The organism is Paracoccaceae bacterium Fryx2, assembly GCA_032334235.1.
GTDB lineage: Bacteria > Pseudomonadota > Alphaproteobacteria > Rhodobacterales > Rhodobacteraceae > JAVSGI01.
The window spans coordinates 408,766-432,114 of the sequence record JAVSGI010000005.1 but is presented as its reverse complement, the minus strand read 5'-3'; the positions used below and the strand labels follow the sequence as shown (position 1 = coordinate 432,114).

19 protein-coding genes and 1 pseudogene are annotated in these 23,349 nt (G+C 68.4%); 5 read left to right on the top strand and 15 right to left on the bottom strand.

Annotated features, from left to right (window positions below; all coding sequences use genetic code 11):
• Positions 1 to 888, bottom strand: a complete 888-nt coding sequence (locus RNZ50_11330; protein ID MDT8855594.1) for a cation diffusion facilitator family transporter — start codon at positions 886 to 888, stop codon at positions 1 to 3.
• A 55-nt stretch (positions 889 to 943) separates the two neighbouring features.
• The gene (locus tag RNZ50_11325) at positions 944 to 1,393 is read right to left on the bottom strand and encodes a hypothetical protein (GenBank protein MDT8855593.1); all 450 of its coding nucleotides are present in this window, start codon (positions 1,391 to 1,393) and stop codon (positions 944 to 946) included.
• A 395-nt stretch (positions 1,394 to 1,788) separates the two neighbouring features.
• Between RNZ50_11325 and galU the strand changes: the two genes are divergently transcribed.
• Complete coding sequence (gene galU, locus RNZ50_11320) at positions 1,789 to 2,682, top strand: UTP--glucose-1-phosphate uridylyltransferase GalU (protein ID MDT8855592.1); 894 nt, start codon at positions 1,789 to 1,791, stop codon at positions 2,680 to 2,682.
• Positions 2,679 to 3,671 carry a UDP-glucose 4-epimerase GalE gene (galE, locus tag RNZ50_11315; GenBank protein ID MDT8855591.1) on the top strand — a complete coding sequence of 331 codons (993 nt, stop codon included), beginning with the start codon at positions 2,679 to 2,681 and terminating at the stop codon, positions 3,669 to 3,671. Before galU ends, galE begins: the two co-directional genes overlap by 4 nt.
• Before the next feature lie 200 nt (positions 3,672 to 3,871).
• On the opposite strand, the gene RNZ50_11310 is transcribed toward galE, so the two are convergent.
• The 7 genes and pseudogenes from RNZ50_11310 to RNZ50_11280 form a co-directional block, all read right to left on the bottom strand.
• Positions 3,872 to 4,801, bottom strand: coding sequence for an aminomethyltransferase family protein (locus RNZ50_11310; protein ID MDT8855590.1), 930 nt, complete (start codon positions 4,799 to 4,801; stop codon positions 3,872 to 3,874).
• A 77-nt stretch (positions 4,802 to 4,878) separates the two neighbouring features.
• Positions 4,879 to 6,551, bottom strand: a pseudogene (locus RNZ50_11305) (IS1634 family transposase).
• A gap of 113 nt (positions 6,552 to 6,664) precedes the next feature.
• Positions 6,665 to 8,224, bottom strand: coding sequence for an FAD-dependent oxidoreductase (locus RNZ50_11300; GenBank protein MDT8855589.1), 1,560 nt, complete (start codon positions 8,222 to 8,224; stop codon positions 6,665 to 6,667).
• 7 nt (positions 8,225 to 8,231) lie between these two features.
• The gene (locus RNZ50_11295) at positions 8,232 to 9,104 is read right to left on the bottom strand and encodes a phosphotransferase (GenBank protein MDT8855588.1); all 873 of its coding nucleotides are present in this window, start codon (positions 9,102 to 9,104) and stop codon (positions 8,232 to 8,234) included.
• Entirely contained in the window at positions 9,101 to 11,071 is a 1,971-nt protein-coding gene (locus RNZ50_11290) for an ABC transporter permease subunit (protein ID MDT8855587.1), read from the bottom strand. Before RNZ50_11290 ends, RNZ50_11295 begins: the two co-directional genes overlap by 4 nt.
• Positions 11,068 to 12,090, bottom strand: a complete 1,023-nt coding sequence (locus RNZ50_11285; GenBank protein ID MDT8855586.1) for a betaine/proline/choline family ABC transporter ATP-binding protein — start codon at positions 12,088 to 12,090, stop codon at positions 11,068 to 11,070. Before RNZ50_11285 ends, RNZ50_11290 begins: the two co-directional genes overlap by 4 nt.
• Before the next feature lie 66 nt (positions 12,091 to 12,156).
• Entirely contained in the window at positions 12,157 to 13,107 is a 951-nt protein-coding gene (locus tag RNZ50_11280) for an ABC transporter substrate-binding protein (protein MDT8855585.1), read from the bottom strand.
• Positions 13,108 to 13,333: 226 nt separating this feature from the next.
• Between RNZ50_11280 and RNZ50_11275 the strand changes: the two genes are divergently transcribed.
• A complete protein-coding gene (locus RNZ50_11275) occupies positions 13,334 to 14,110 on the top strand; it encodes a DeoR/GlpR family DNA-binding transcription regulator (GenBank protein ID MDT8855584.1) in 777 nt (258 codons plus the stop codon).
• A gap of 86 nt (positions 14,111 to 14,196) precedes the next feature.
• Entirely contained in the window at positions 14,197 to 14,880 is a 684-nt protein-coding gene (locus tag RNZ50_11270; GenBank protein ID MDT8855583.1) for a CbiX/SirB N-terminal domain-containing protein, read from the top strand.
• 53 nt (positions 14,881 to 14,933) lie between these two features.
• Here RNZ50_11270 and mog read toward each other — a convergent pair whose 3' ends face one another.
• The 6 genes from mog to RNZ50_11240 form a co-directional block, all read right to left on the bottom strand.
• Positions 14,934 to 15,473, bottom strand: coding sequence for a molybdopterin adenylyltransferase (gene mog, locus RNZ50_11265; GenBank protein ID MDT8855582.1), 540 nt, complete (start codon positions 15,471 to 15,473; stop codon positions 14,934 to 14,936).
• Positions 15,470 to 15,985, bottom strand: coding sequence for a DUF2478 domain-containing protein (locus tag RNZ50_11260; protein MDT8855581.1), 516 nt, complete (start codon positions 15,983 to 15,985; stop codon positions 15,470 to 15,472). Before RNZ50_11260 ends, mog begins: the two co-directional genes overlap by 4 nt.
• A 71-nt stretch (positions 15,986 to 16,056) precedes the next feature.
• Entirely contained in the window at positions 16,057 to 17,106 is a 1,050-nt protein-coding gene (locus RNZ50_11255) for an ABC transporter ATP-binding protein (protein MDT8855580.1), read from the bottom strand.
• A 15-nt stretch (positions 17,107 to 17,121) separates the two neighbouring features.
• Entirely contained in the window at positions 17,122 to 17,904 is a 783-nt protein-coding gene (locus tag RNZ50_11250; GenBank protein ID MDT8855579.1) for an ABC transporter permease, read from the bottom strand.
• The gene (locus tag RNZ50_11245; protein MDT8855578.1) at positions 17,901 to 18,779 is read right to left on the bottom strand and encodes an ABC transporter permease subunit; all 879 of its coding nucleotides are present in this window, start codon (positions 18,777 to 18,779) and stop codon (positions 17,901 to 17,903) included. The genes RNZ50_11250 and RNZ50_11245 overlap by 4 nt, the downstream gene beginning before the upstream one ends.
• Positions 18,780 to 18,873: 94 nt before the next feature.
• Positions 18,874 to 19,977, bottom strand: coding sequence for an ABC transporter substrate-binding protein (locus RNZ50_11240; GenBank protein MDT8855577.1), 1,104 nt, complete (start codon positions 19,975 to 19,977; stop codon positions 18,874 to 18,876).
• Between the two features lie 386 nt (positions 19,978 to 20,363).
• Here RNZ50_11240 and RNZ50_11235 point away from each other — a divergent pair, with 386 nt between their 5' ends.
• Entirely contained in the window at positions 20,364 to 23,348 is a 2,985-nt protein-coding gene (locus tag RNZ50_11235; GenBank protein MDT8855576.1) for a CHAT domain-containing tetratricopeptide repeat protein, read from the top strand.
• Position 23,349 lies beyond the last annotated feature (1 nt).

The window sequence follows — 23,349 nt, the reverse complement described above, 5'->3', positions numbered from 1 at the left end:
CTACAGCACCACGATGCCCTCGTGCTTGGCCTTGTGTTCCGGCTCGACATGGATCGTCACGACGCAATCCGCGATCAGCAGCTTCAGCGCCGCCTCGACCCGGTCGCAGAGGTCATGCGCCTCGACCACCGTGGCGGCCCCCGGCATCACCAGATGAAACTCGATGAAGGTCGCGCGCCCGGCATGGCGGGTTCTCAGGTCATGCGCCTCGACAGCGCCGAGCGCTTCCCGGGCAATCACCTCGCGTACCTTCTTCAGCGTTTCTTCCGGCACGGATTCGTCAAGCAGCGTGCTTAGCGACTCTTTCATCACCTTCCAGCCCGACCAAAGGATGTTCACCGCCACCAGCGCCGCCATGATCGGGTCGAGCAGCGCCCAGCCGGTGACGATCGCCAGCAGCACGCCAAGGGTCACCCCGACCGACGACACCACATCCGACAGCAGATGCTTGCCATCCGCCACCAGCGCGGGCGACCGGAACCGCCTGCCTTGCGTGATCAGCATCCAGCACCAGACGCCGTTGACCACGCTGGCCAGCCCGTTGACCAGCAGCCCCTCCAGCGGCGCAACCAGCACCTTGGGTTCCATGATGCCCTTGTAGGCTTCGTGAAAGATCAGCAGCGCCGCGATGGTGATCATCACGCCCTCGAAGATCGCGCTGAACAGTTCCGCCTTGTGGTGGCCGTAGGGGTGGTTGGCATCGGCAGGCAGCGCCGCGATGCGGATCGCGATCAGCGCGGCCACGGCGGTGGCGACGTTGACCGTGCTTTCCATCGCATCCGACAGCAGCGCGATCGAGCCGGTCATCCACCACGCCAGCGCCTTCAGCCCCAGCACGATGAAACCGATGATCAGGCTGCCGACGGCAAGCTTCATGGTCCTCGACATTTGCGCTGGCCCCCCGCACAGGTCCGCACCGCATAGCAGAGTTCCGGCGGCACGATCAAGCTGTTGAAATCAAATGCCAATGCTTCGCATTCTCGCCCAGGGGGCACAGGCGTCGCGCAAACGGCTGATCCTGCGGGCTTCTTGTTTTCGGCGCCGGGGCGACGCACGCCACGATACCGCCGCGGGGCGGGAGAGCGACGACCCGGGGCGGCGCCGGCGGATGCGGCGGGTGCCTCCGGCGGGGATATTTGGGCCAAAGTGAAAGCGCAAGGCGCGGAAGGGCGTCGGGCCAGAGCCCAGCGGCCGCCGATGCCCGGCCCGCCTTCCCGAACAGCCGCCAGGACCGGTCGAGTTGCACCTGCGTGCAGCCGCGACCCAGCAGCACCGGCCGGTTGCCCTGCGCCTCGCCGCCCGCGGGCAGCAACTCGGGGGCCTGCACGTCGCGCTGCACCGCCCGCAGCAGCAGCCGGCCCGCAGGTGTGGCCACCACGCCCTTGCCTCCCATCGCCTGCACCGACGGCGGACCGTGGCCTCCGGGGCGGGCCAGGGTCCGGCGGCTTCGAGTGCCGGCTGCCGAGAGTGCAGGGCGCAAGGCCGGTCACGGCAAAGCCTTCGAAGATGTTGTCGGCGATCGCGGATTTCTGCATGACGGCCGAGACGGTCCTGCCCGCCATGTGCCCCGGCGCGGGTCGGCGCGGGGGGCGACCACCGGGCCGGGCACCGCAAAGGATCGGCCGGTTCCGGCGCATCGGGGCGAATCCGGCGCCCTTTCATGACGCAGCGCAGCAAAATGCTTGCGTGCGCGCGCAATTCATCTTCATCCTCTGGCCCTATCCGGTATATTGCGGTCATGCAGGCATTGGCCGGGCGGGCCGACGCCGGGCAACAAGGATATTGACGATGAAACGCAAGGTCACCAAAGCCATTTTCCCCGTCGCGGGTCTTGGAACCCGCTTCCTGCCGGCCACAAAGTCGATTCCCAAGGAAATCATGACGCTCGTCGATCGGCCGCTGATCCAGTATGCGATCGACGAGGCGCGCGCCGCCGGGATCAAGGAATTCATCTTCGTCACCTCGCGCGGCAAGGGGGCGCTGGAAGACTACTTCGACCACGCGCCGGAACTGGAAGCCTCGCTGCGCCGAAGCGGCAAGACCCAGTTGCTGGACGTGCTGCGCGACACCAACATGGAAAGCGGCGCCATCGCCTACATCCGCCAGCATCAGGCGCTGGGCCTTGGCCATGCCGTGTGGTGCGCCCGCCGCCTGATCGCAAACGAACCCTATGCCGTGATCCTGACCGATGATGTCATCGCGTCCGACAAGCCCTGCCTGCAGCAGATGGTCGAAGCCTACAAGGATACCGGCGGCTGCATGGTCGCGGCGATGGAAGTGCCGATGAACCGGGTGTCGTCCTACGGCGTGCTCGACGTGTCCGAGGACCGCGGCAGCATCATGGTGGCGCGCGGCATGGTCGAAAAACCGAAAGCCGAGGACGCGCCCTCCAACCTCGCGGTGATCGGGCGCTACATCCTGACGCCGCGGGTGATGCAGAACCTCAACCGGATGAAGGCGGGCGCGGGCGGCGAGATCCAGCTGACCGACGCCATCGCGGCCGAGATTGCCGACGGGCAGCCGGTTTACGGCTTCCGCTTCCGCGGCCAGCGCTACGACTGCGGCTCGAAGGCCGGATTCCTGCAGGCGACGGTGGCCTTCGGGCTGGCGCGGCCGGAACTGCACGCCGAGTTCGCGCAGTTCCTCGAAGGACTGACAGCCCAGCAGAAGGCGGCGGAATGACACCGGCTCCAGCGGTTCTGGTCACCGGCGGCGCAGGCTACATCGGGTCGCACGCGTGCAAGGTGCTCAAGGCGGCGGGCTTCCTGCCGGTCACCTATGACAGCCTGATCACCGGCTGGCGCGATGCGGTGAAGTTCGGCCCGCTGGAACAGGGCGAACTTGACGACCGCGCCCGGCTGGACGCGGTTTTTGACCGCTGGCAGCCGGTGGCGGTGATGCACTTCGCCGCCCTCAGCCAGGTCGGAGAGGCGATGAAGGAACCGGGGCGCTACTGGCGGCACAACGTGCTGGGCAGCCTGAGGCTGATCGAGGCGGCGGTGGCGGCCGGGTGCCTTGATTTCGTGTTCTCCTCGACCTGCGCCACCTACGGCGATCAGGACGGCGTGGTGCTGGATGAAGACACGGCCCAGACCCCGATCAACGCCTATGGCGGATCGAAGCGCGCGGTGGAGAACATCCTGGCCGATTTCGCCGCGTCCGACGGCCTGCGCCCGGTGATCTTCCGCTATTTCAACGTGGCGGGTGCCGACCCCGAGGGCGAGGTGGGCGAGCATCACCGACCCGAAACCCACCTGATTCCGCTGATGCTGGATGCGATCGACGGCAAGCGCCCGGCGCTGACGGTGTTCGGCAGCGACTACCCGACCCGCGACGGCACCTGCATCCGCGACTACGTGCATGTGATGGATCTGGCCGAGGCGCATGTGCTGGGGCTGAAGTGGCTGCAGGCGGGCAAGGGACCGCGGGTGTTCTGCCTTGGCACCGGCACCGGCTTTTCGGTGCGCGAGGTGATCGAGGCGTCGCGCAGCGTGACCAACCGCCCGGTTCCGGTGGTCGAGGGCGGGCGGCGGGCAGGCGATGCGGTGGCGCTGGTGTCGGGCAGCGCGCGCGCGGTGGCCGAACTTGGCTGGAAACCGCACCGCTCCACCATGGCCATGATGATCGCCGACGCCTGGCGCTGGCATCAGAACGGGTCGTACTCGGCCTGACCAGGCCGCTACCGGCGTCCCCGCCCGGCCGCCTCACCCCTCGCGCTTCTCATTGGCCCAAATACCCCCGCCGGAGGCTCCTCCGTCGCCCCCCCGGCGGCGGCGGCGGAGCCTCCGGCTCCAGCCCTTCCCGTTTCATCTTTGCCCAAATATCCCCGCCGGAGGCTCCGCCCGTCCCGCCCGTGCAGGCCCCCGCCGGTTCACCCCCTGACCCGCGCATTGCCCGGATCGTAAAGCGGCGCCAGATGCAGCCGCGCCGGAACCCGTTCCGACGCCACTTCCAGCTCATAGCTCCCCGAGGTCAGGAAATCCTCGGTCACCCCGCCGGGATGGCGGACGTAGCCATAGCCGATCGGCTTGCCGATCGTGTGGCCGAACCCGCCCGTCGACAGCCAGCCGACCCGCTCGCCGTTGCGGGTGACGGTTTCGCGGCCGAGCAGGATCACCGCGGGGTCATCGACGGTAAACCCCGCCAGCCGCTTCTTCACCCCGCCCGCCAGCTGGGCCGCCACCGCCTCGCGCCCCATGAAGGGGATGCCGGATTTCATCTTGCAGGCCCAGGCCAGCCCCGCCTCGACCGGCGTGTGGTCCGGCCCGATGTCCGAGCCCCAGGCGCGGTAGCCCTTTTCCAGCCGCAGCGTTTCCAGCGCGCGGTAGCCCGCATTCACCAGCCCCAGGTCACGGCCCGCGGCCATCAACGCCTCATAGACCGTCACCGCCACATCGGCGGGCATGTGCAGTTCCCACCCCAGTTCCCCGACGTAAGTCACCCGCAGCGCCAGCACCGGGCAACGGGCGACGCTGATGTGGCGGGCGGTGCCGAAGGGGAAGCCCGCGTTGCCGAGATCGTCGGGGCAGACGCGGGCCAGGATGTCGCGCGCCTCGGGCCCCATCAGCGACAGCACGGCCGACGCGGACGTGACATCGGTCAGGCTGGCGCGGGCGTCCTGGGCCAGGTTGCGGGCGATCCAGTCGAAATCATGGGTGGCAAAGCCGGTGCCGGTGACGATGTAGAACTCGTCCTCGGCCACGCGGGCCACCGTCAGGTCGGCCTCGATCCCGCCCTTGTCGTTCAGCATCTGGGTATAGGTCAGGCTGCCCACCGCACGATCGACATTGCCGGCCGCGATCCCCCAAGTTCGACAGTTAAACGCGTAAGTGATTGATATTATTATGGCGTAATAGCCAAAAATGTAACTACGGGGCCCTATCGGGCGGGTTTTGGCAGGCTCAGGGCATCAAAAAGCTCGAGTTGCGCCGGGGTTGGCGTGGTGGTTCCTTGGAACGTTTTTTCCGCGATACGGGCTTGATGCCTGTGGATGCGAGCCAGCAGGTCGAGCGCCGTGCGAGGGCTGGCGGCGTGTCCCTTGGCCTTCAGGCGCATGCGCATGACGCGGTAGAGCACGAGGGCGAGAAAGCAGATCAAGGCATGGGCGCGGATGCGGTCTGGCAGGCGATGATGAACCGGCGCGATCTCGATATCGGATTTCAGGACGCGGAAGCCGCGTTCGATATCGGCCAGGCTCTTATAGCGGGTGACGGCCTCCGCGGGCGTGAGGTCGGGAGCGTTGGTCAGAAGCGCCAGCTTGCCATCGAAGAGCTCTGCCTGGGTGATGGCATCCTCGTCCACGGCCCAGCTGAAGCGGTCTGCGGTATAGTCGGCCTTGATGAAGCGGGTCAGCTCGGCCTCTGCCACGGCGCGGGTGAAGCGGCTGTAGGCGCCCCGGTCGGAGGCGCGGCGACCGCGGGCGGTCTCGCCGGCGTCCTGTGCATCCAGCCGTGTCACCAGCTTGTCGGCCATGGTTTCCAGCTCCGCTATCCGCTCCCGCCGCTTGGCCGATTGCAGCGCTGCCCGGTCGGGATCGTGAGCCACGATGAGCCGGTGGCCAGCAAAGGCAGCCTCGGCAAGACCCTCCACGAAAGCCAACCCACGGAAGGTCTCGACGAGTTCCCCATAGCGGCGGGCCGGCACGGCCAAGATGAACTCGAGCTTGCGGCCGCCATGATCGGCCATGGCGGTGAGCTCACCGATGTTGTCGAGGCTCAGCAGGCCACGGTCCGCCACCAAGATGATACGCTGGATGGGGAAACGCTGCAGCACGGTTTTGAGCATGGCCTGCAACGTCTTGGTTTCAGCCACATTGCCGGGGTGGACCGTATGCATCAGAGGCAGGCCCTCGGCGGTCTGCACGACGCCGAGGACGAACTGGCGGGCGATGCCGCCGGTTTCCTTGTTCATGCCAAAGGCGCGCAGATCGTCGTCGACCCTCCCCTCCCCTCCCCGTGGATGCGCACGGTGGTCAGATCATAGAAGACAATGGCCAGATCATGATCCACGAGGGGCCTGATCTGACGGGCGAGCGCGCCCTCGACAGTCTCGGCATGGTCCATCAGCGCATCCATGGCACGCAGCAGATGCTGGTGGGTGACGCCCTGTGGCATCGCGGGCATTGCCACGGTTTCGAGCCAGCGCAGGCACCCGAGCTTGCTGTCCGGGGCGCAGAGCCGATTGAACACCATGGCGCGGATCAGGGCCTCAGCGTCGATCTCCCTGCGCCCGGATCGCAGGGCGCGCTGCAGGGCGCGATCAAAGCCGAGATCCTTCCAAAGCTCGTGAAGGGCGAAGACGTCGCCGTAGCCGAGGGAGGCATCGTAGATGACATCCGACGCCGTATTTTCAGCGCGCCCGGCTGCACGGTTCAGCCCGTTGATGAGGGCATCGAGCTGTCCCGGTTTGAACGCATCCAGCCGACCGAGATTGGCCACGACGCGCAGCCGCGACTTGCCCGCATCGTTGCGGAACGACTCGACAATCTGCAGGTAGCGGCGACCGCCGGACTCTGTGACGCGCGTAAACATGGAATGCATAATAGAGGACAAACCGCTGAAGATAAAGGGGATTTATCGCTATGGCGTGTAACTACAGATACGTTGCAAAAGGCATCTTGGAGGCGAGCTAACCACTTGATTTCCCTATCCTGACGATTCCAAAACTACCAAAAACCGCCCCGCAGCTGTCGAACTTGGGCGATCCGGTTCAGGGCGGCGGCGGCATCGGGGCCCTTCAGGCAGAACTTGGCGAACGAAGTCTGGTCGATCAGCACCGCCGCCTCGCGCGCCGCCTGATGTTCGCGCCGCACCGCGTCCCACCAGCCGGGGCGCTGATAGCTGTAGCGGTCGCGCGCCACCTCGCCGCGGGCGGTATCGGCGAACCAGTTCGGGCGTTCCCAGCCCAGCTTCTCGCCAAAGCAGGCCCCCTGTGCTGCCAGATGCGCGTAAAGCGGTGATCGGCGGGTGGGGCGGACGGAGCTGTGTTCTTCGGACGGCCAGGCGATCGTGTAATGCTTGCCGTAAGCCTCCAGCGTGCGGGTGCGGACCCAGTCGGTTGACTGGTGGACCCGGCCGAACCGGCGGATATCGACCGGCCAGAGGTCGAACGGTGCCGCCCCCGTCGCCGCCCATTCCGCCAGCGCCATGCCCGCCCCGCCGCCCGACGCGATGCCGAAGGCGTTGAACCCGGCGCCGACGAAGAAGTTGCGCAGCTCCGGCGCCTCGCCCAGGATGAAATTGCCGTCGGGGGTGAAGCTTTCCGGCCCGTTGATCAACTGCCTGATCCCGGCGGTTTCCAGCGCGGGCACCCGGCCGATCGCCAGATCCATGAACTGCTCGAAATGGTCGAAGTTCGAGGTCAGCAGTTCATGGTGGAAGCCTTCGGGGATGCCGCCGGTCGCCCAGGCCACCGGGTTGGGTTCATACCCGCCCATCACCAGCCCGCCGACATCCTCTTTCCAGTAGGTCAGCCGGTCCGGGTCGCGCAGGGTGGGGAGGTTGGGGGTCACACCCGGAATCCGCTCGGTGATCATGTACTGATGCTCGACCGAGACCAGCGGCACGTTGACCCCGACCGACCCCGCCAGCACCCGCGTCCATTGTCCGGCGCAGCAGATCACCTTTTCGCATTCGATGGTGCCGGATGGCGTCTCGACGCCGCGAATCCGGCCGTTCTCGACGATGATCCGGATCACCGGCGTATCCTCGAAGATCTTCACCCCCGCCATCCGCGCGCCCTTGGCCAGCGACTGGGTGATGTCGGACGGGTTGGCCTGCCCATCGGTGGGCAGGAACGCCGCCCCCACCAGATCGTCGATGGTCATCAGCGGCCACAGACCTTGGGCCTCGCGGGGTGACAGCAGGTGCATCTCCAGCCCGAAGGAATGGGCGGTGGTGGCCTGGCGCTTCACTTCCGTCCAGCGTTCGGCGTTGCAGGCAAGGCGCAGGCCGCCGTTCATCTTCCACCCCGTCTCGATGCCGGTTTCCTGCGCCAGCCGGTTGTAGAGCTCAACGGAATAGCCCAGCAATTGCGTGATGTTGGCAGAGGTTCTTAACTGCCCCACCAGCCCCGCCGCATGGAAGGTGGTGCCGCTGGTCAGCTTTTTCCGCTCCAGCAGGACGGTGTCGGTCCAGCCGAGCTTGCCCATGTGATAGGCGGTCGAACAGCCGATGATGCCGCCGCCGATGATGACGGCTCGTGCGGTGGTGGGAAGGTCAGCCATGGTATCCTCAGCCTTGTTCAAACCCGTCCAGCGCCGCGCGGAAGGTGGCGAGGTTGGTCTGGGTGTAGGTGGAAAAATCGAAATCGAGGTCGGAATGCAGTTCCGAAACCATCGACCAGCAGGTTTCGCGCAGCGCGCTTGCGGCCTTCATCGCGCGGTAACGGTGCATCAGGCCCGCGTCGCAGGGCCGGTCGAAATAGGTCTCCAGCATCCGCACCTCCTGCGCCGGGGACAGCCCGTTGTTGGCCGCGAGCCCGCCCAGATCGAACAGCGGCGAGTTGAAGCCGGCATAATCCCAGTCGATCAGCCAGAGCCGCGCGCCGTCGTGCAGGAAGTTGGCGGGCAAAAGGTCGTTGTGGCCGAACACAAGGTCGATCGGCCCCACCGCCGCCTCCAGCCGGTCGGCCTCTGCCAGCATGTCGGGCAGCAGGGCCAGATGCGGGCTGGCCCCGTCGCGCAGCGTGGCGGCATAGTCGCGGATGACGTGGAACACCCAGAACATCAGCGCCGGGCCGCGCAGGTGGCGCGGAATCTCGCGGTGTGCCCGGACAATCAGCGCCAGCGCCTGATCAAGCATCGCATCCTGACAAAGGTCTGCGGCGGTCAGGGTGCGGCCCTCGACGAAGTCGATCACCAGCGCGCCGGGTTCGTGATGCAGCACGGCGGGCGAGACCCCGGCAGCATGGGCCGCCCGGCTGGCGGCCAGTTCGTTGAAGCGCATGATCTGGTGCACCGGAATGTCATCCCCGATCCGCACCACGGCGCGGCGCGCGTCGTCCTGCACCAGATAGTTCAGGTTGGTGATGCCGCCGCCCAAGGGTTCGGCCCGCACCTCGCCCTGCCAGACCGGCAGCGACAGCAGGCGTTGCATCGGTGTCATGTGGCCCCCTCCAGCCCCAGCCGGGCCTTCGCGCGCGCCGCCCCGGCGGCGATCAGCCGGTCGGCAATGATGGCAATGGCCGCGACCGAGACCCCGGCGACAAAGCCCGCCCCTGTGTCGGCGCGGGTCAGGGCGATGTAGACCTCCTGCCCCAGGTCGCGGGTGCCGACCAGCGCGGTGATCACCAGCATCGACAACGCCAGCAGGATGGTCTGGTTCAGGCCCAGCAGGATGTCGGGCAGCGCCATCGGCAGGCGGATGCGGGTCAGCACCTGCCAGCGGGTGCAGCCGCAGACCACCCCGGCCTCGGCCAGTTCGGGCGGCAGGCTGCGCAACCCGTGGGCGACATAGCGCACCGCCGGGGCCAGCGCGTAGAGCACCACAGCGATCATCGCGGAAAAGTCGCCGACCCGGAACAGCATCACGACCGGGATCAGGTAGACGAAGCTCGGCAGGGTTTGCAGCGTGTCGATGAAGCCGCCGATCACCCGCCCCGCCGTGGCATTGCTTGCCGCCAGCACGCCCAGCGGAAGCCCGATCAGCGTGGCGATCACCACCGAGACGCCGCAAAGGTAGAGCGTGGTCATCGCCTGTTCCCAGAGCCCGGTGGTCACGATGAACAGCGACAGGCACAGGCACAGTAGCGCCAGCCTTGCCCGCCCCAGCTGCCACCCCGCCAGCACAACCAGCCCGACCACCCAGACCCAGGGCAGCGCCAGCAGGAAGCGTTTCACCGGCAACAGCAGGTTGACCAGCAGGAAGGTCTTCACCGCCTCAAGCTGGTCGAAGTAGTTGACGTTGATGTGCCTCACCAGATCGGACCAGAACGCCCTGGTCGAAAGCTCGGCCGCCTGCGGGTAGGTCTGCACCCAGGGCCAGACCAGCCCCGCAAGGCCGGTCAGCACGATCACCGCCAGCACCGCCACGGTCTTGGGGTGCCGCTGCAACAGGTTGCCCCGCACCACGGAACGCAACCCGCTGCGTTCGGCCAATGCCTGGCTCAGCCGGTCCAGCGCCACGGCAAGGGCGGTGATCGCCAGCCCCGCCTCGACGCCCGCGCCGATGTCGAGCCGGCGCAGCGCGTTCAGCACGTCGAACCCCAGCCCGCCCGCACCGATCATCGAGGCGATGATCACCATGTTCAGGCTCAGCATGATCACCTGATTGACCCCCACCATCAGGTCGGGCAGCGCGGCGGGCAGCAGCACCCGGCGCAGGCGTTGCAGCGGCGTGCAGCCGACCATCACGGAAAATTCGACGATCTCGGCCGGAATCGCGCGCAAGGCCAGCGTGGTGATGCGAACCATCGGCGGCATGGCATAGATCACCGTGGCGATCAGCGCCGCCACCGGGCCGAAGCCGTAGAGAAACAGGATCGGCACCAGATAGGCGAAGGTCGGCACCGTCTGCATCAGGTCGAGCACCGGCGACAGCAGCCGGTCGAAGGGCCGCCACGCCCAGGCCATGATGCCAAGGCACAATCCGCCCGCCACCCCGATCGGCACCGCGATGGCGATCGAGGCCAGCGTGACCATGGCACTTGCCCATTGCCCGAACACCGCGAGGTAAAGGAACAGCGCCCCGACCCCCAGCCCCAACGCCAGACTGCGGGCATGGATGCCCAGCGCCACCGCAGCCGCCGTGACCGCTATCCACGACAGCGGCGGCACGATGGTTTCCGCCCGCCGCCCCCGGCCTTCGGTGATGCCGTCGACGAGCAGGATTCGGGCGGCGTCATATGGCGCCTCCAGCATCGCGGCAAAGGCGCGTGTCGCTTCCTTCACGGTGAAGAGTCCGAAGGTGGCGCGTTCCACCAGCCAGGTCATCCCGGCACTCAGCGCCCCCGCCAGATCGACCTGCAACGCCTCTGGCGGCAGCAGCGCCCAGCCCGGCAGCCGCGCCGACAGCGCCGCCAGCGCAAGGCTGAACGCCAGCAACCCCAGCCAGAGGCCGGAGCGCCGCGTCATCGCACCCGCCCCAGCAGCACGTCGATCACCGCCCGCGCGCCGACATGGCCGATCACTTGACCTGCCTCGTCAAGCACGGCATGGGGCAGGCCCGCGGCCTCGATCCGGTCTGCGACCGCTTCGACGCGGGCCGTCGCGGGCAAGGCGCCTGCCACCTCGGGCGCCGCCCCCGGCGTCATGATCCGCCCCAGCGTCACCACCTTGGCGCGGGCGACATGGGCGGTGAAGGCGGCCACATAGTCGTCGGCCGGATTCAGCACCAGCTCCTCGGGCGTGGCGATCTGCACCAATGCGCCGTCTTTCATGATGGCAATGCGGTCCGCCAGCCGGATCGCCTCGTCGAAATCATGCGTGATGAAGACGATGGTCTTCTGCAACGCGGTCTGGATGCGCAGGAATTCATCCTGCATCTCGCGCCGGATCAGCGGGTCCAGCGCCGAGAAGGGTTCATCGAGAAACCACAGTTCCGGCTCCACCGCCAGGCTGCGGGCAATGCCGACGCGCTGCTGCTGGCCGCCCGAAAGCTGGCGGGGGAAATAGTCCTCGCGGCCCTGCAATCCGACCAGCGCCGTGACCTCGCGGGCGCGGGCCTCGCGCACGGCGCGGGGCACCCCCTGCACCTCGAGCGGAAAGGCCACGTTCTGCAGCACCGTCAGATGCGGCAGCAGCGCAAAATGCTGGAACACCATGCCCATGCGGTGACGGCGGATCTCGATCATCTCGCGCGCACTTGCCTTCAGCAGGTCCTGCCCGTTGAACAGGATCTCGCCCGCCGTGGGTTCGACCAGCCGCGACAGGCAGCGCACCAGCGTCGACTTGCCCGACCCCGACAGTCCCATGATCACGAATATCTCGCCCGCGCGCACGTCAAGGCTGGCATCGCGAACCGCGCCGACATGGCCCGAGGCCCGGATCGCGTCCAGCGAAGGCACCGACCCGCCGGCAATCAGCCGGTCGGGGTGGGGGCCGTAAAGCTTCCAGACATGCCGACAGGCTAGCTTGACGGGGCGGTCAGGCATCATTTCTTCCAGGTCGAAGGGCGGTCAAACGGGCGGGCCGAGGGGATGCGGCCCGCCCAGGGTGGATCACTTGCCGATCCAGGCCTTCCATGTGGCCTCGTTCGCCGTCATCCACTCATCCACGACATCATCCATCGCCACGCCGTCCAGATCGACCTTGGCGATCATCGCGCCCATGGCGTCATTGTCCACTGTGAAAGCCTCGATCGCCCTGGCAGCACCCGGCCATTTCTGCGCCACGCCCGACCAGGCGACTTTCCAGATCGGCCCGGTCGGCTTGCCGCAGTCATGCGTCGCAGCCGGGTTTCCGCCCCAGGCCGGATCGGTGTAGCATTCAGGGGCATAGGCGGGGAACTGGACCCACCCGCCCTCGTATTTCTGCGGCGCCCAGTGAGGCGCATAGACCCAGAGCAGGATCGGGTCTTGCCGCTGATAGGCCGATTCAAGCTCGGCAAACATCGCGGCGTCGGTGCCCGCGTGGATCACCTCGAAATTCAGACCCAGCCCCGCCACCCGTTCCTCGTCAAACCCGCCCCAGGTGACCGGCCCGCCCAGATAGCGGCCCTTCGGCGCGGTCTCGGGCGTGGCGAAGGCTTCGGCGCAGGCGTTCAGCGCCTGCCAGTCGGGCAGGCCGGGGCATTTTTCCTTCATGTAGAGCGGATACCACCACTCCTCGATCGCCATCATGCCGGTGGGGCCGAGGTTGACGACGTTGCCGGTCGCCACCGCCTCGTCCATCGCCTCGCGGCCGGTGGTTTCCCAGATTTCCATCGCCACATCCAGATCGCCGGTCTTCAGCCCGGCGAACTGCGCCAGATAGTCGGCCTGCACTAGCTCGACCGTATAGCCCGCCTCTTCCAGCACGGCGGCCATGATGTTGGTGGTCAGGAGCTGGCCGGTCCAGTCGTGCAGCGTCAGCTTGATCGGGTCGTTGCTTTCCACCTCGGCCAGCGCCATGCCGGCCCCAAGGGCAAGCACGCCTGCGGCAACCGTCAGCGTGGGTTTCATCTGAATCATCGTGGCAGTCCTTTCCCGTTGGCACCCCGTCCGGCAGGCAGGGCTGCGCCGGTCCTTTTGCGACCGATCTGTCGGACGATCGTGCAGGCGGGGGTAGAACCTGTCAAACGCTTTGTGGGTTTTTGTGGCTTTGATTTGGGCGGATGTTGGAATACAGTCCATTCCGCTGCATTGCTTGTCCATTCCAACACCGCTTCCCCACATTCCGCGTTCCGGAGCCGCCCAAATGTCAAGCAGTCAGCGCGAGCGCGAAATCCTCGACATCCTGCAGGCGGCGGGGTCGGGGCGAATCCTCGATCTGGCGCGGCATCTCGGCGTGACCGAGGAAACCATCCGCCGCGCCATCAAGCGGCTGGAGGGCGAGGGGCTGGTGACCAAGGTCCACGGCGGGGTGCACCTGCGCGACTGGGGGCCGGAGCCGACCTTTGCCCAGCGTTTCGTGCAGAACCCCGCCGCCAAGCGCCGGATTGCTGCGCATCTGGCGGCGATGATCGCTGACGGGGCGTCGCTGTTCCTCGATGTCGGCTCGACCACGGCCTATGTCGCACAGGCGCTGCGCCAGCACCGCGAGCTGCTGGTGGTGACCAATTCGCTGGCGGTGGCGCAGGCACTGGCCAGCCGCAATGCCAACCGGGTGTTCATGGCGGGGGGCGAATTGCGCAGCCACGACGGCGGCGCCTTCGGGGCCGAGGCGCTGGCCTTCGTGCGCCAGTTCCGGGTGCAGCACGCGGTGCTGTCGGCGGCGGCGGTCGATGCCCGCGCGGGCTTCCTGCTGCACGACCTGCGCGAGGCCGAGTTTTCCCGCGCCATCATCGAACAGGCCGATCAGGCGATTGTCGCCGCCGATGCCACCAAGTTCGGCCGCGCCGCCCCGATCCGGGTCGCGGCACCTTCGGCGTTTCACCGGCTGGTGACCGATGCCGCCCCCCCCGCCGACATTGCCGCCCTGCTGGCGGCGGCGGGGGTTCAGATTGCGCTGGTGCCCGATGATAGCGGGCGCTGACGCATGACATTTCCGGGAAGGGCCCTAGTTGAAAGCCGCACCACAAGGACGCCCCCCGTGACCCCATACCTTAGCGACCGCCCGTCATGACGCGCGCCCTGATCGTGGCGCATGGCGCGCCCGCCGACCCCGCCCCGCAGGAGGCGGCGCTTCAGGCGCTTGCCCGCGCCGTTTCGGCGTATCTGCCGGGCTGGCAGGTGCAGGGCGCCACCCTCGCCGCGCCGGGCGCGCTTGAGGCGGCGGCGGCCGAACTTCCGGGCGCGCTGATCTACCCGTTCTTCATGGCGGAGGGCTTTTTCACCCGCACCACCCTGCCCCGCCGCCTCGCCGCAGCCGGGGCGGCAGAAGCGCGGCAACTGCCCGCCTTCGGCAGCGACGCCGCCCTGCCCGGCCTGATGCTGCAAGCCGCGCTGGCCGCCTGCGACGACCCGGCCGCCACCACGCTGCTGATCGCGGCGCATGGCAGCCAGGTGTCGCGCGCCTCGGCCGTAATCACGCAAATGGTGGTGGCAGGTCTTGCCGCGCAGGGCCGCTTTCGCGCCGTGACGGCGGGTTTCATCGAGGAAGCGCCGCTCCTTGCCGATGTCGCCCGCCTCTCCGGCCCCGCCCTGTGCCTGCCGTTCTTCGCGCTCCGTGCGGGCCATGTGTCGGACGACGTGCCGGAGGCACTGGCAGAGGCGGGTTTCACCGGCAGGCTGCTGCCCGCCATCGGCGAACATGCGGGCGTCCCCGCCCTGATCGCCGCTGCCCTCACCCGCGCAACGGCCTGACCCCATTCATCTTTGCCCAAATATCCCCGCCGGAGGCACCGCCGCCTCCGCATTCACGCCTTCGGCCGGAACGCCTTGCACTGGTCCGGGTCAGTCTCGATCCGCCCCGCCCCGATCAGGTCAAGGCAATAGGGCACCGCCGGGAACACCGCATCCAGACAGGTGGCAATCGCCGAAGGCTTGCCGGGCAGCGTGATGATCAGCGTCTGCCCGCGCACCCCCGCCCCCTGCCGCGACAGGATCGCGGTCGGCACCTCGCGCAGGCTGACCGACCGCATCAGCTCGCCGAACCCCGGCAGCTCCATGTTGATCACATCGGCCATGCCCTCGGGTGTCTGGTCGCGCGGCGCGGGGCCGGTGCCGCCGGTGGCAAGGATCAACGCCGCCCCCTCGGTATCGGCCCAGGCGCGGAACGCCGCCGCCACCCCCTCGCGCCCGTCGGGCACGATCTCGCGGCGGATCCTGACCGGCGAAGCGATCACCCGGCGCAGCCAGTCCTCTGCGGCCGGGCCGCCCCTGTCCTCGTATTCGCCCCGGCTGGCGCGGTCGGAAACGGTCAGGATCACGATGAGCGGGGCGGGATTGTCCATCATCCCGCTGCCATCTCGCCCTGCGCCGCCCGGCACCACAGGCACAGCGCCTCGGGCTCGGCAAGCAGCGGTTCGGCCAGGTCGCCCGCAAAGGCCCGGAACGCAGCAAGGCTGCGGGGATTTACCCCGACCAGAACCGGAATGCCCTGCCCCAGCGCCCCGGCGATCAGGTCGCGAAAGCCGCGCCCTTCGGATTCGTGCTTGCCGAACTTGTTGACCACCAGCAGCCCGGCCCCGGTCAGGCGCGCCATCGCCAGCCCCACCGCCTGTTCCAGCGCGCCCGCGTCCAGCCGGCACCCCTGCGAGTCGGCCCCGAGATACTGGCTGATGCGGATCACCGGGCCGTCGGGCAGCACCACCAGATCCATGTCGCAGCGCGGTTCGTCGGCGCAGCCCGAATTGACCTGCACCGCCCCGGCCAGCACCACGCCTTCCGCCTTCAGCAGCGCGGCCACCTCCGACAGCAGGCGGTCGGTCGCCCCCCGGTCGGTCTGGCAGACATATCCGATCCGCATCGCGTTCCCCCTCCCAAGAGCCCTGTGCCAGAATTGCCCCGTGCGGGGCGGCAGCACAAGCCCCGGCAGCCTCAGGCGTCAAGCAGGATCAGGTCGCGCGCCGAAAAGCTGACCTCGGCGGCGCTGCCCACGGCGGGCGGCGGCGCGTCGGCGCGATTGAAGCGATCGAGCGACAGCCGGTTGCCTGCAACATCGACCCGCACCCGGATCACCGATCCCATGAAGGCGACCTCGGCAATCGTGCCTGCCAGCACCACCTCGCGCCCCTCCTCGCGGCCCAGCCGCAGCGCCTCGGGGCGCAGCGCAAGGGCAGCCCGCCCGGCAGGGATCGGGCGGCCAAGGCTGGCCGCGACTCCCGCGATGCGCAGCTCGCCGGTGGCGGGCGCCGTCACCTCGGCGTCGATCTGGTTCAGCGTGCCGACGAACGAGGCGACAAAGCGGGTGCGCGGATGGTTGTAGATCTCGAACGGCGCGCCGACCTGTTCGGCCATGCCGCCGTTCATCACCACGATGCGGTCCGACATCGACAGCGCCTCTTCCTGATCGTGGGTCACGAAGATCGTGGTGATGCCCAGCTTCTGCTGGATCGCCCGGATCTCGGCCCGCAGGCTGACGCGGATCTTGGCATCCAGCGCCGACAGCGGCTCGTCCAGCAGCAGCACCCGCGGCTTGACCGCCAGAGCGCGCGCGAGGGCCACGCGCTGCTGCTGGCCGCCGGAAAGCTGGAACGGGTAGCGCGCGCCAAGCTCGGAAAGCCCTATCAGCCCCAGCATTTCCGCCACGCGCGCGTCGGATTCGGCGCGCGCCACCCCCGCCACCTTCAACCCGAAGCCCACGTTCTGCGCCACCGTCAGGTTGGGAAACAGCGCATAGGCCTGAAACACCATGCCGATCTTGCGCTGGTTCGGGCGCAGGCCCACCACGTCGCGCCCCTCGATGTGGATGGACCCCTGCGACGGCGTCTCGAACCCCGCCACCATGCGCAGCACCGTGGTCTTGCCGCAGCCCGAAGGCCCCAGCAGCGAGACGAACTCGCCCTTTTCGATGGCAAGGCTGAAATCCTTCACCACCCGGGTCGGGCCGAAGGATTTCTCCAGATGCGAAATGTCAAGAAAGGCCATCGGCAGGTGCCCCGATCATCGTTGAGCGCGTGAGTGTTTCGAAAACCGGTTGACCAGCTGGATCAGCCCCATGCAGGCCCAGGTGATGCCGAAGGCTATCACCGCCAGCGCGGCCGGTTCATAGGCGCGGTTGGCCCCCAGAATCTGCATGTAGGGCCCGAAGGCCGGCCGGTCGAGCAGGGCGGCAAGGGTGAATTCGCCGATCACGATGGCGAAGGTCAGGAACGCGCCCGACAGCACCGCCGTCAGCACGTTGGGCAGGATCACCCGCGCCAGAATCGTCACCCAGCCCGCGCCAAGGCTTTGCGCGGCCTCGGTCAGGGTGGCCACGTCGATGGTGCGCAACCCGGTGTCGACGGCGCGGTACATGTAGGGCAAGGCCAGCGTGGCATAGCCGAACATCAGCAGGATGTTGGTTCCCGTCGCCGTCCCGGTCAGCGGCAGCCAGCTTGAGGTGTTGTAAAGCCGGATGTAGCCGAACACGATCACGATCGCCGGAATGACCAGCGGCAGCAGGGTGATGAACTCGACATAGGGGCGCGCCCACGGCAGTTTCAGCCGCACCCAGTAGGCGGTGGGCACCACCAGCAGCACGCCGAACACGATGGTGAACAGCGCCATCACCACCGAATAACTGAAGGTTTCCTGAAACCGCGGGTCGGCCAGCACCTTGGCATAGGCGTCGAAGGAATACTCGCCCCGCCGCATCTTCAGCGAGAACTCGGTCATGCCCAGCAGCGGCAGGAAGAAATACAGCAGGCCGACGAACAGCGCGGCCCATGCCCACAAGAGCTTCATTTCAGCCACCTTTCGCTGCGCACCCGCAACCAGATGTAAAGCCCGTTGGCGACGCCGGTGATCACGATCATCCCGAAGGCCAGCGCATAGCCGAGGTTGGGGTTGCCCAGCACGTCGCCCCTGATCTGCGCGAAGAGCTTGATCGGCACGATGTTCAGCTGCGGCCCGGTCAGCGCGAATGCGGTGGCAATGGCGCCGAAGGAATTGGCGAACAGCAGCGCAAAGGTGCCCAGCAGCGACGGGAACAGGATCGGCAGCGCCACCATGCGCCAGTATTGCAGGCCGGATGCGCCAAGGATGCTCGCCGCCTCGCGCCATTCGCGCTTCAGCCCGTCCAGCGCCGGGGCGATGATCAGGATCATCAGCGGGATCTGGAAGAACAGGTAGACGATCACCAGCCCGTTGAACGACAGCAGGTTGAAGCCCATCGCGCGGAGGTCGATGCCAAGCTCGGTGCGAAGCAGCACGGTGACAAGGCCGACCGGGCCGATGGTCGCCAGAAAGGCAAAGGCCAGCGGCACGCCGGCGAAGTTCGACGCAACTCCCGAAAAGGTCAAGAGCGGCCCGCGGATCCAGCGCGGCAACCCGCCAAGGATCACGGCGGCGGCCACCGAAAAGCCGACCGCGCAGCCGATGGCGGCGGTCACAAGGCTCAGCTTGATCGAGGTCCAGTAGGACGACAGGATCGAGGGGTCGTTCAGGCCGCGCAGGTTGTCCAGCGTGAACCCGCCGCCCGGGGTCTGGAACGCACCGACCACGATCTTCATCGTCGGCAGGATCAGGAACAGTAGCGTGAACAGGCCGAAGGGCACGAGGCCAAGCCAATAGGGCGGCTGACGCCGGGCCCGGCCGCGAGCGGGGGAAGGTTCGATCATCCGGTGGCCTGTGACGGGGGGCAGTTGCCCGGTATCCATGCAGAAAGTCCGCCCCGCGCAGGGCGCGCGGGGCGGGCACTTGGCCGTTCAGCCGTTACTGGACGTTGGCGCCGACCACGGCATCCCAGCCGCCGGTGACGGCGGCCTTGTTGGCATCCTGTTCTTCCAGCGTCGGGAAGTAGGCGGCTTCATAGGAGGCGGCCGGCGGCAGGGCATCGAGCAGGTCCTGCGGAATCTTGCCCGCGGCGGACATGGCGTTGAAGCGCGCCGGGTGGCAGTAGCCTTTCAGCCAGCCAAGCTGACCTTCATCCGAATAAAGGTATTCCATCCAGAGCTTCGCCGCGTTCGGATGCGGCGCGTAGGCGCTGATCGCCTGCACATAGACCCCGGCCAGAACGCCCGACGCCGGCACCACAACGTCGATTGGCGGGTTGCCGGCCAGCGTGTCACGCGCGGCCAGCGCGTTGTAATCCCACATCACGACGATCGGGGTCGCACCCTGCGCCAGCGTGCCCGCCTTGCCGATGACCGGCACGAAGTTGCCCGCCTTGTTCATCTCGGCAAAGAAGTTCAGCCCGGCCTCGCCCGCAGCGGTGCCCGCAGCGGCGCCGGTGGACATGCCGGCCGCCAGAACGCCAAGGATCGCCTGGTTCGAGGCGCGCGGATCGCCGGCCAGCGCGACAGAGTTGGCATATTCCGGCTTGAGCAGGTCGGCCCAGTCGGTGGGCGTGTTGGTGATGATGTCCTTGTTCACCATGAAGGACATCACGCCGTAATAGTCGCCGTACCAATGGCCGTCGGCATCCTTGATGCTGTCGGGAATCTCGTCCCAGGTGGAAACCTTGTAGGGCATCAGCAGCCCTTCGGCCTGCGCCTGCGGCCCGAAGGCAAGGCCGATGTCCAGAACGTCGGGCGCCTGCGGGCCCTTGTTGTCCTTGTTGGCGCGGACGGCTTCCAGCTCGTCGGCGGACCCGGCGTCGGGGTTCAGCTCGTTCACGGTGATTTCGGGATATTTCGCCTTGAAGCCCGCGATCACCTCGCCATAGCCGCACCAGTCATGCGGCAGCGCAATGGTGGTCAGCGCGCCTTCCGCCTTGGCGGCGGCTTCAAGTTCGGCAAGCGACTGGGCATTCACCAGCGCGGTCGAGGCCAGCAGCACGGCCATCGAAACCGCTGCGGTTGCCTTGTTCAGTGTCATGTTCATTCTCCCTTGGGCCTCTTGGCCCCGTTCAACAGCTTCTGCTGTATTCTTCGTTTGTGACAGATTCATGTGCTGCCATGGCGCCGATACTAAGTCGCGCCGGTGGCTTGCCGCAATCGGTCTGTTGCATTTCCGTCGCTTTTTGCCGGAATGGCCGAACAGCCGGGCCGGGCGGCACAACCCTGCCGTGCACAACGATAAAAAGCTGCGCCGCCGACACCGGGCAGACCCGCACCGCCACCCCGTCCGGCGCTCGCAGGCTGCGCGGCGCGCGCGCCCTGCCGGGCGATCGCGTCCTGGTTCGGGCAGGGCCGGGACCACATGCCCCTTGCGTGACTCATCTCTGCGGCTATCCTCTCGGCAGGGGAAGGGGGGCGCAGGCGATGGCTCTGAAACACGCGGCACTCCTGCTTGCATTGCTGGCAAACCCGGCGGCGGCAGAGATGACCGCGGCGCAGGAACCATTGACCGCAGCGCAGGAAACCGCCTTCATGACGCTGCGCGACCTGTCGCAACAGGGCAAGGCGCTTCAGGGCAGCGGCGATCTGGCGGGGGCGGAAACCCTGCTGTCAGCCGCGATGGCGGCGGCATGGCGCGACTTCCCGGGTAATCCCCTGACCATCGCCACCACCCAGCACGACCTTGCCGCGGTCCTGACAGAGGCCGGAAACCTGCCGCGCGCCGAAAGTCTGGCCCGCGCCGCACTGATCCGGCGCCGCGACGAACCCCGGGCACGCGCCGCCAGCCAGGCGCTGCTGGCGCTGATCCTGTGCGATCTGGAACGCCATGCCGAGGCGCGCAGTCTGATGGCGCAGGCGGTGGAAAGCACGCTGGCCGACCCCGGGGCCGACCCCAGCCAGCTGATCCCGCATGTCGCGGCGCTGGCGGTGCTGACGGCCCGGACCGGCGACCTGCCGGGTGCGATGGGGCTGATCGGACAACTGGAACCGATGCTGTCCGAAATGAACGATGCCGATGCCGTGGCGACCTTTACCGCGCTGGGATGGCTGTCGTCGCGGGCCGGCCGGACCGACCATGCCGAGGCGGCCTATCGCACGGCCCTGTCGCGGGCGGCCTCGGTGCCGCCGGGGCCGGGGGTCGGCCCGCAGGACCAGGCGCGACGGCTGGGCAAGCTTGGCGCGATGCTGCTGCAACAGGGCCGACTGTCCGAGGCGGCGGCGCTGTTCACGCAGGCCGATGCGATGCTGACCGGGGCGGGGGTGACGGGTGGTCTGGTGCGGGCCGACGTGCTGAACGGGCTGGGGCTGGCGCTGCGCAGGCAGCATGACCCGCAGGGCGCCCTTGCCGCGCAGCGGCTGGCACTGGACCTGCGGATGGCCGCCCTGCCCGCCGGCCATCCGCAGGTCGGGGCCGGCTTTGCCGATCTGGGCGAGACCCTGCTGCGGGCCGGCGACGCGGGCAATGCGGCGGCCGCGCTGCGGCGCGCGGTGGCGATTGCCGCCGCCGCGGGCGACGGGCTGCGCCACGCCCGTGCGGCACTTGGTCTGGCCCTGGCCGAGGCCGCGCTGGGCCTGCCCGCCCTGCCCCGCGCGCTGGAGTCCCGCGCCGCCCTTGCCGCGCTGCTGCCCCCCGGCCACCCCGAGGCGGCGCGCGCCGGTTTCACCACCGCCTGGCTGGCCCTTGGCGCGGGCGACGCCGCCACCGCCCTGTCGCTGGCGCAGGCGGCGCTGGAGGACTTCACCGCGCAAGCCGAAAGGCTGGGCGCCGATGCGACCATCGCCGCAGCGCAGGAAACCGACATGCGCCGCCAGGTGCTGGCCGTGACCGCCGCGGCGTGGGAGGTGGACCCGGCCGGCCTGATCGACCCGGCCTTTCAGGCGGCACAATGGGCGATGGCCAGCCGCGCCGCCCGCACCACCCAGCGCATGTCGGCCCGCTTTGCCGCCGGATCGGATGACCTTGCGCTGCTGGCCCGGCACAAGCAGGATATGGTGAACCAATGGGCGGCCGAGGACCGCGACCATCTGGAACTGCTGTCGCGCCCCGGCGCACAGGCACAAGCGGCCGCGACGCTGGCCGATGCCGATGCCCTGCTGGCGCAGATCGCCGCGACCGAGGCCGATCTGGCCCGGCGGTTCCCGAATTATGCCGATCTGGTCAGCCCCGGCGTGCTGGATCTGGCCGGGGTGCAGGCGCGCCTGACCCCCGACGAGGCGCTGCTGCTGGTCGTGACGACGCAGGACGCGACCTTTGCCTTTGCCGTCACCGCAGGCGGTTTCGGCTGGACCCGCGCCGACCTGCCCGAAGCGGCGCTGGCCGAAACGGTGCAGGCCCTGCGCGCCCGGCTTGACCCCAACGCCCCCGCCCGCAGCGCCGAGGCACCGGACCCCGCGCCCGGCGGCCCCGCCTTCCACCGCAGCCCCGCCTTCGACCGCAACGCTGCCCACATGCTTTTCACCCGGCTTCTGGCCCCGCTGGATCGTCAGCTGGCGGGCAAGGCCCGGCTGCTGGTGGTGGCCGACGGACCGCTGTCGAGCCTGCCGCTGCAGGTGCTGGTGACGCGCCCGCCCGAAGGGTCCGACAGCGACCCGGCGGCGCTCCAGGCGACCGGTTGGCTGCTGTCCCGGCACGCCACCACCACCCTGCCCACCGTCGGCAGCCTTGCCGCACTGCGCGACCGCCCGCCCGCCGCCGCCCACGCCAGCCGCCTTGCGGGCTTCGGCGACCCGGCCTTCGCGGGAACCGAAACCACCCCGGCGGCCGTGGGCGCCTTTTTCGCCGGCGGCCGGGCGATGGAGGCCGCCCTGCGCGGCCTGGCCCCCCTGCCCGGCACCCGACGCGAGCTGTCGGGGCTGGCACGGGCGCTGGATGCCCCCGAAACGGCGCTGCACCTTGGCGCGGGGGCCACCGAACGGGCGGTGAAATCCGCGCCCGATCTGGCCGGGGCCGAGGTGGTGGCCTTCGCCACCCACGGCCTGCTGGCGGGCGAGATCACCGGGCTGGCCGAACCGGCGCTTGCCTTCACCCCGCCCGGCGCACCCGACGCGACCGACGACGGGCTGCTGACCGCCTCCGAGGCGGCGCAACTGACGCTGTCGGCCAGCTGGGTGATCCTGTCGGCCTGCAACACCGCCGCAGACGACGGCACGCCGGGGGCCGAGGGGCTTTCCGGCCTTGCTGCCGGGTTCCTTCATGCCGGAGCGCGGTCGTTGCTGGTGTCGCACTGGCCGGTGCGCGATGACGCGGCGGCGGTGCTGACCGTCGGCGCGGTCAGCCGACTGGCCGCCGACCCGGGGCTCGGCCGGGCACAGGCGCTGCGGCTGGCCACGCTTGCGCTGATGCAGGATGCGGCCTTTGCCCAGCCTTCGTCCTGGGCACCCTTCGTGCTGGTCGGCGACGGGAACTGAT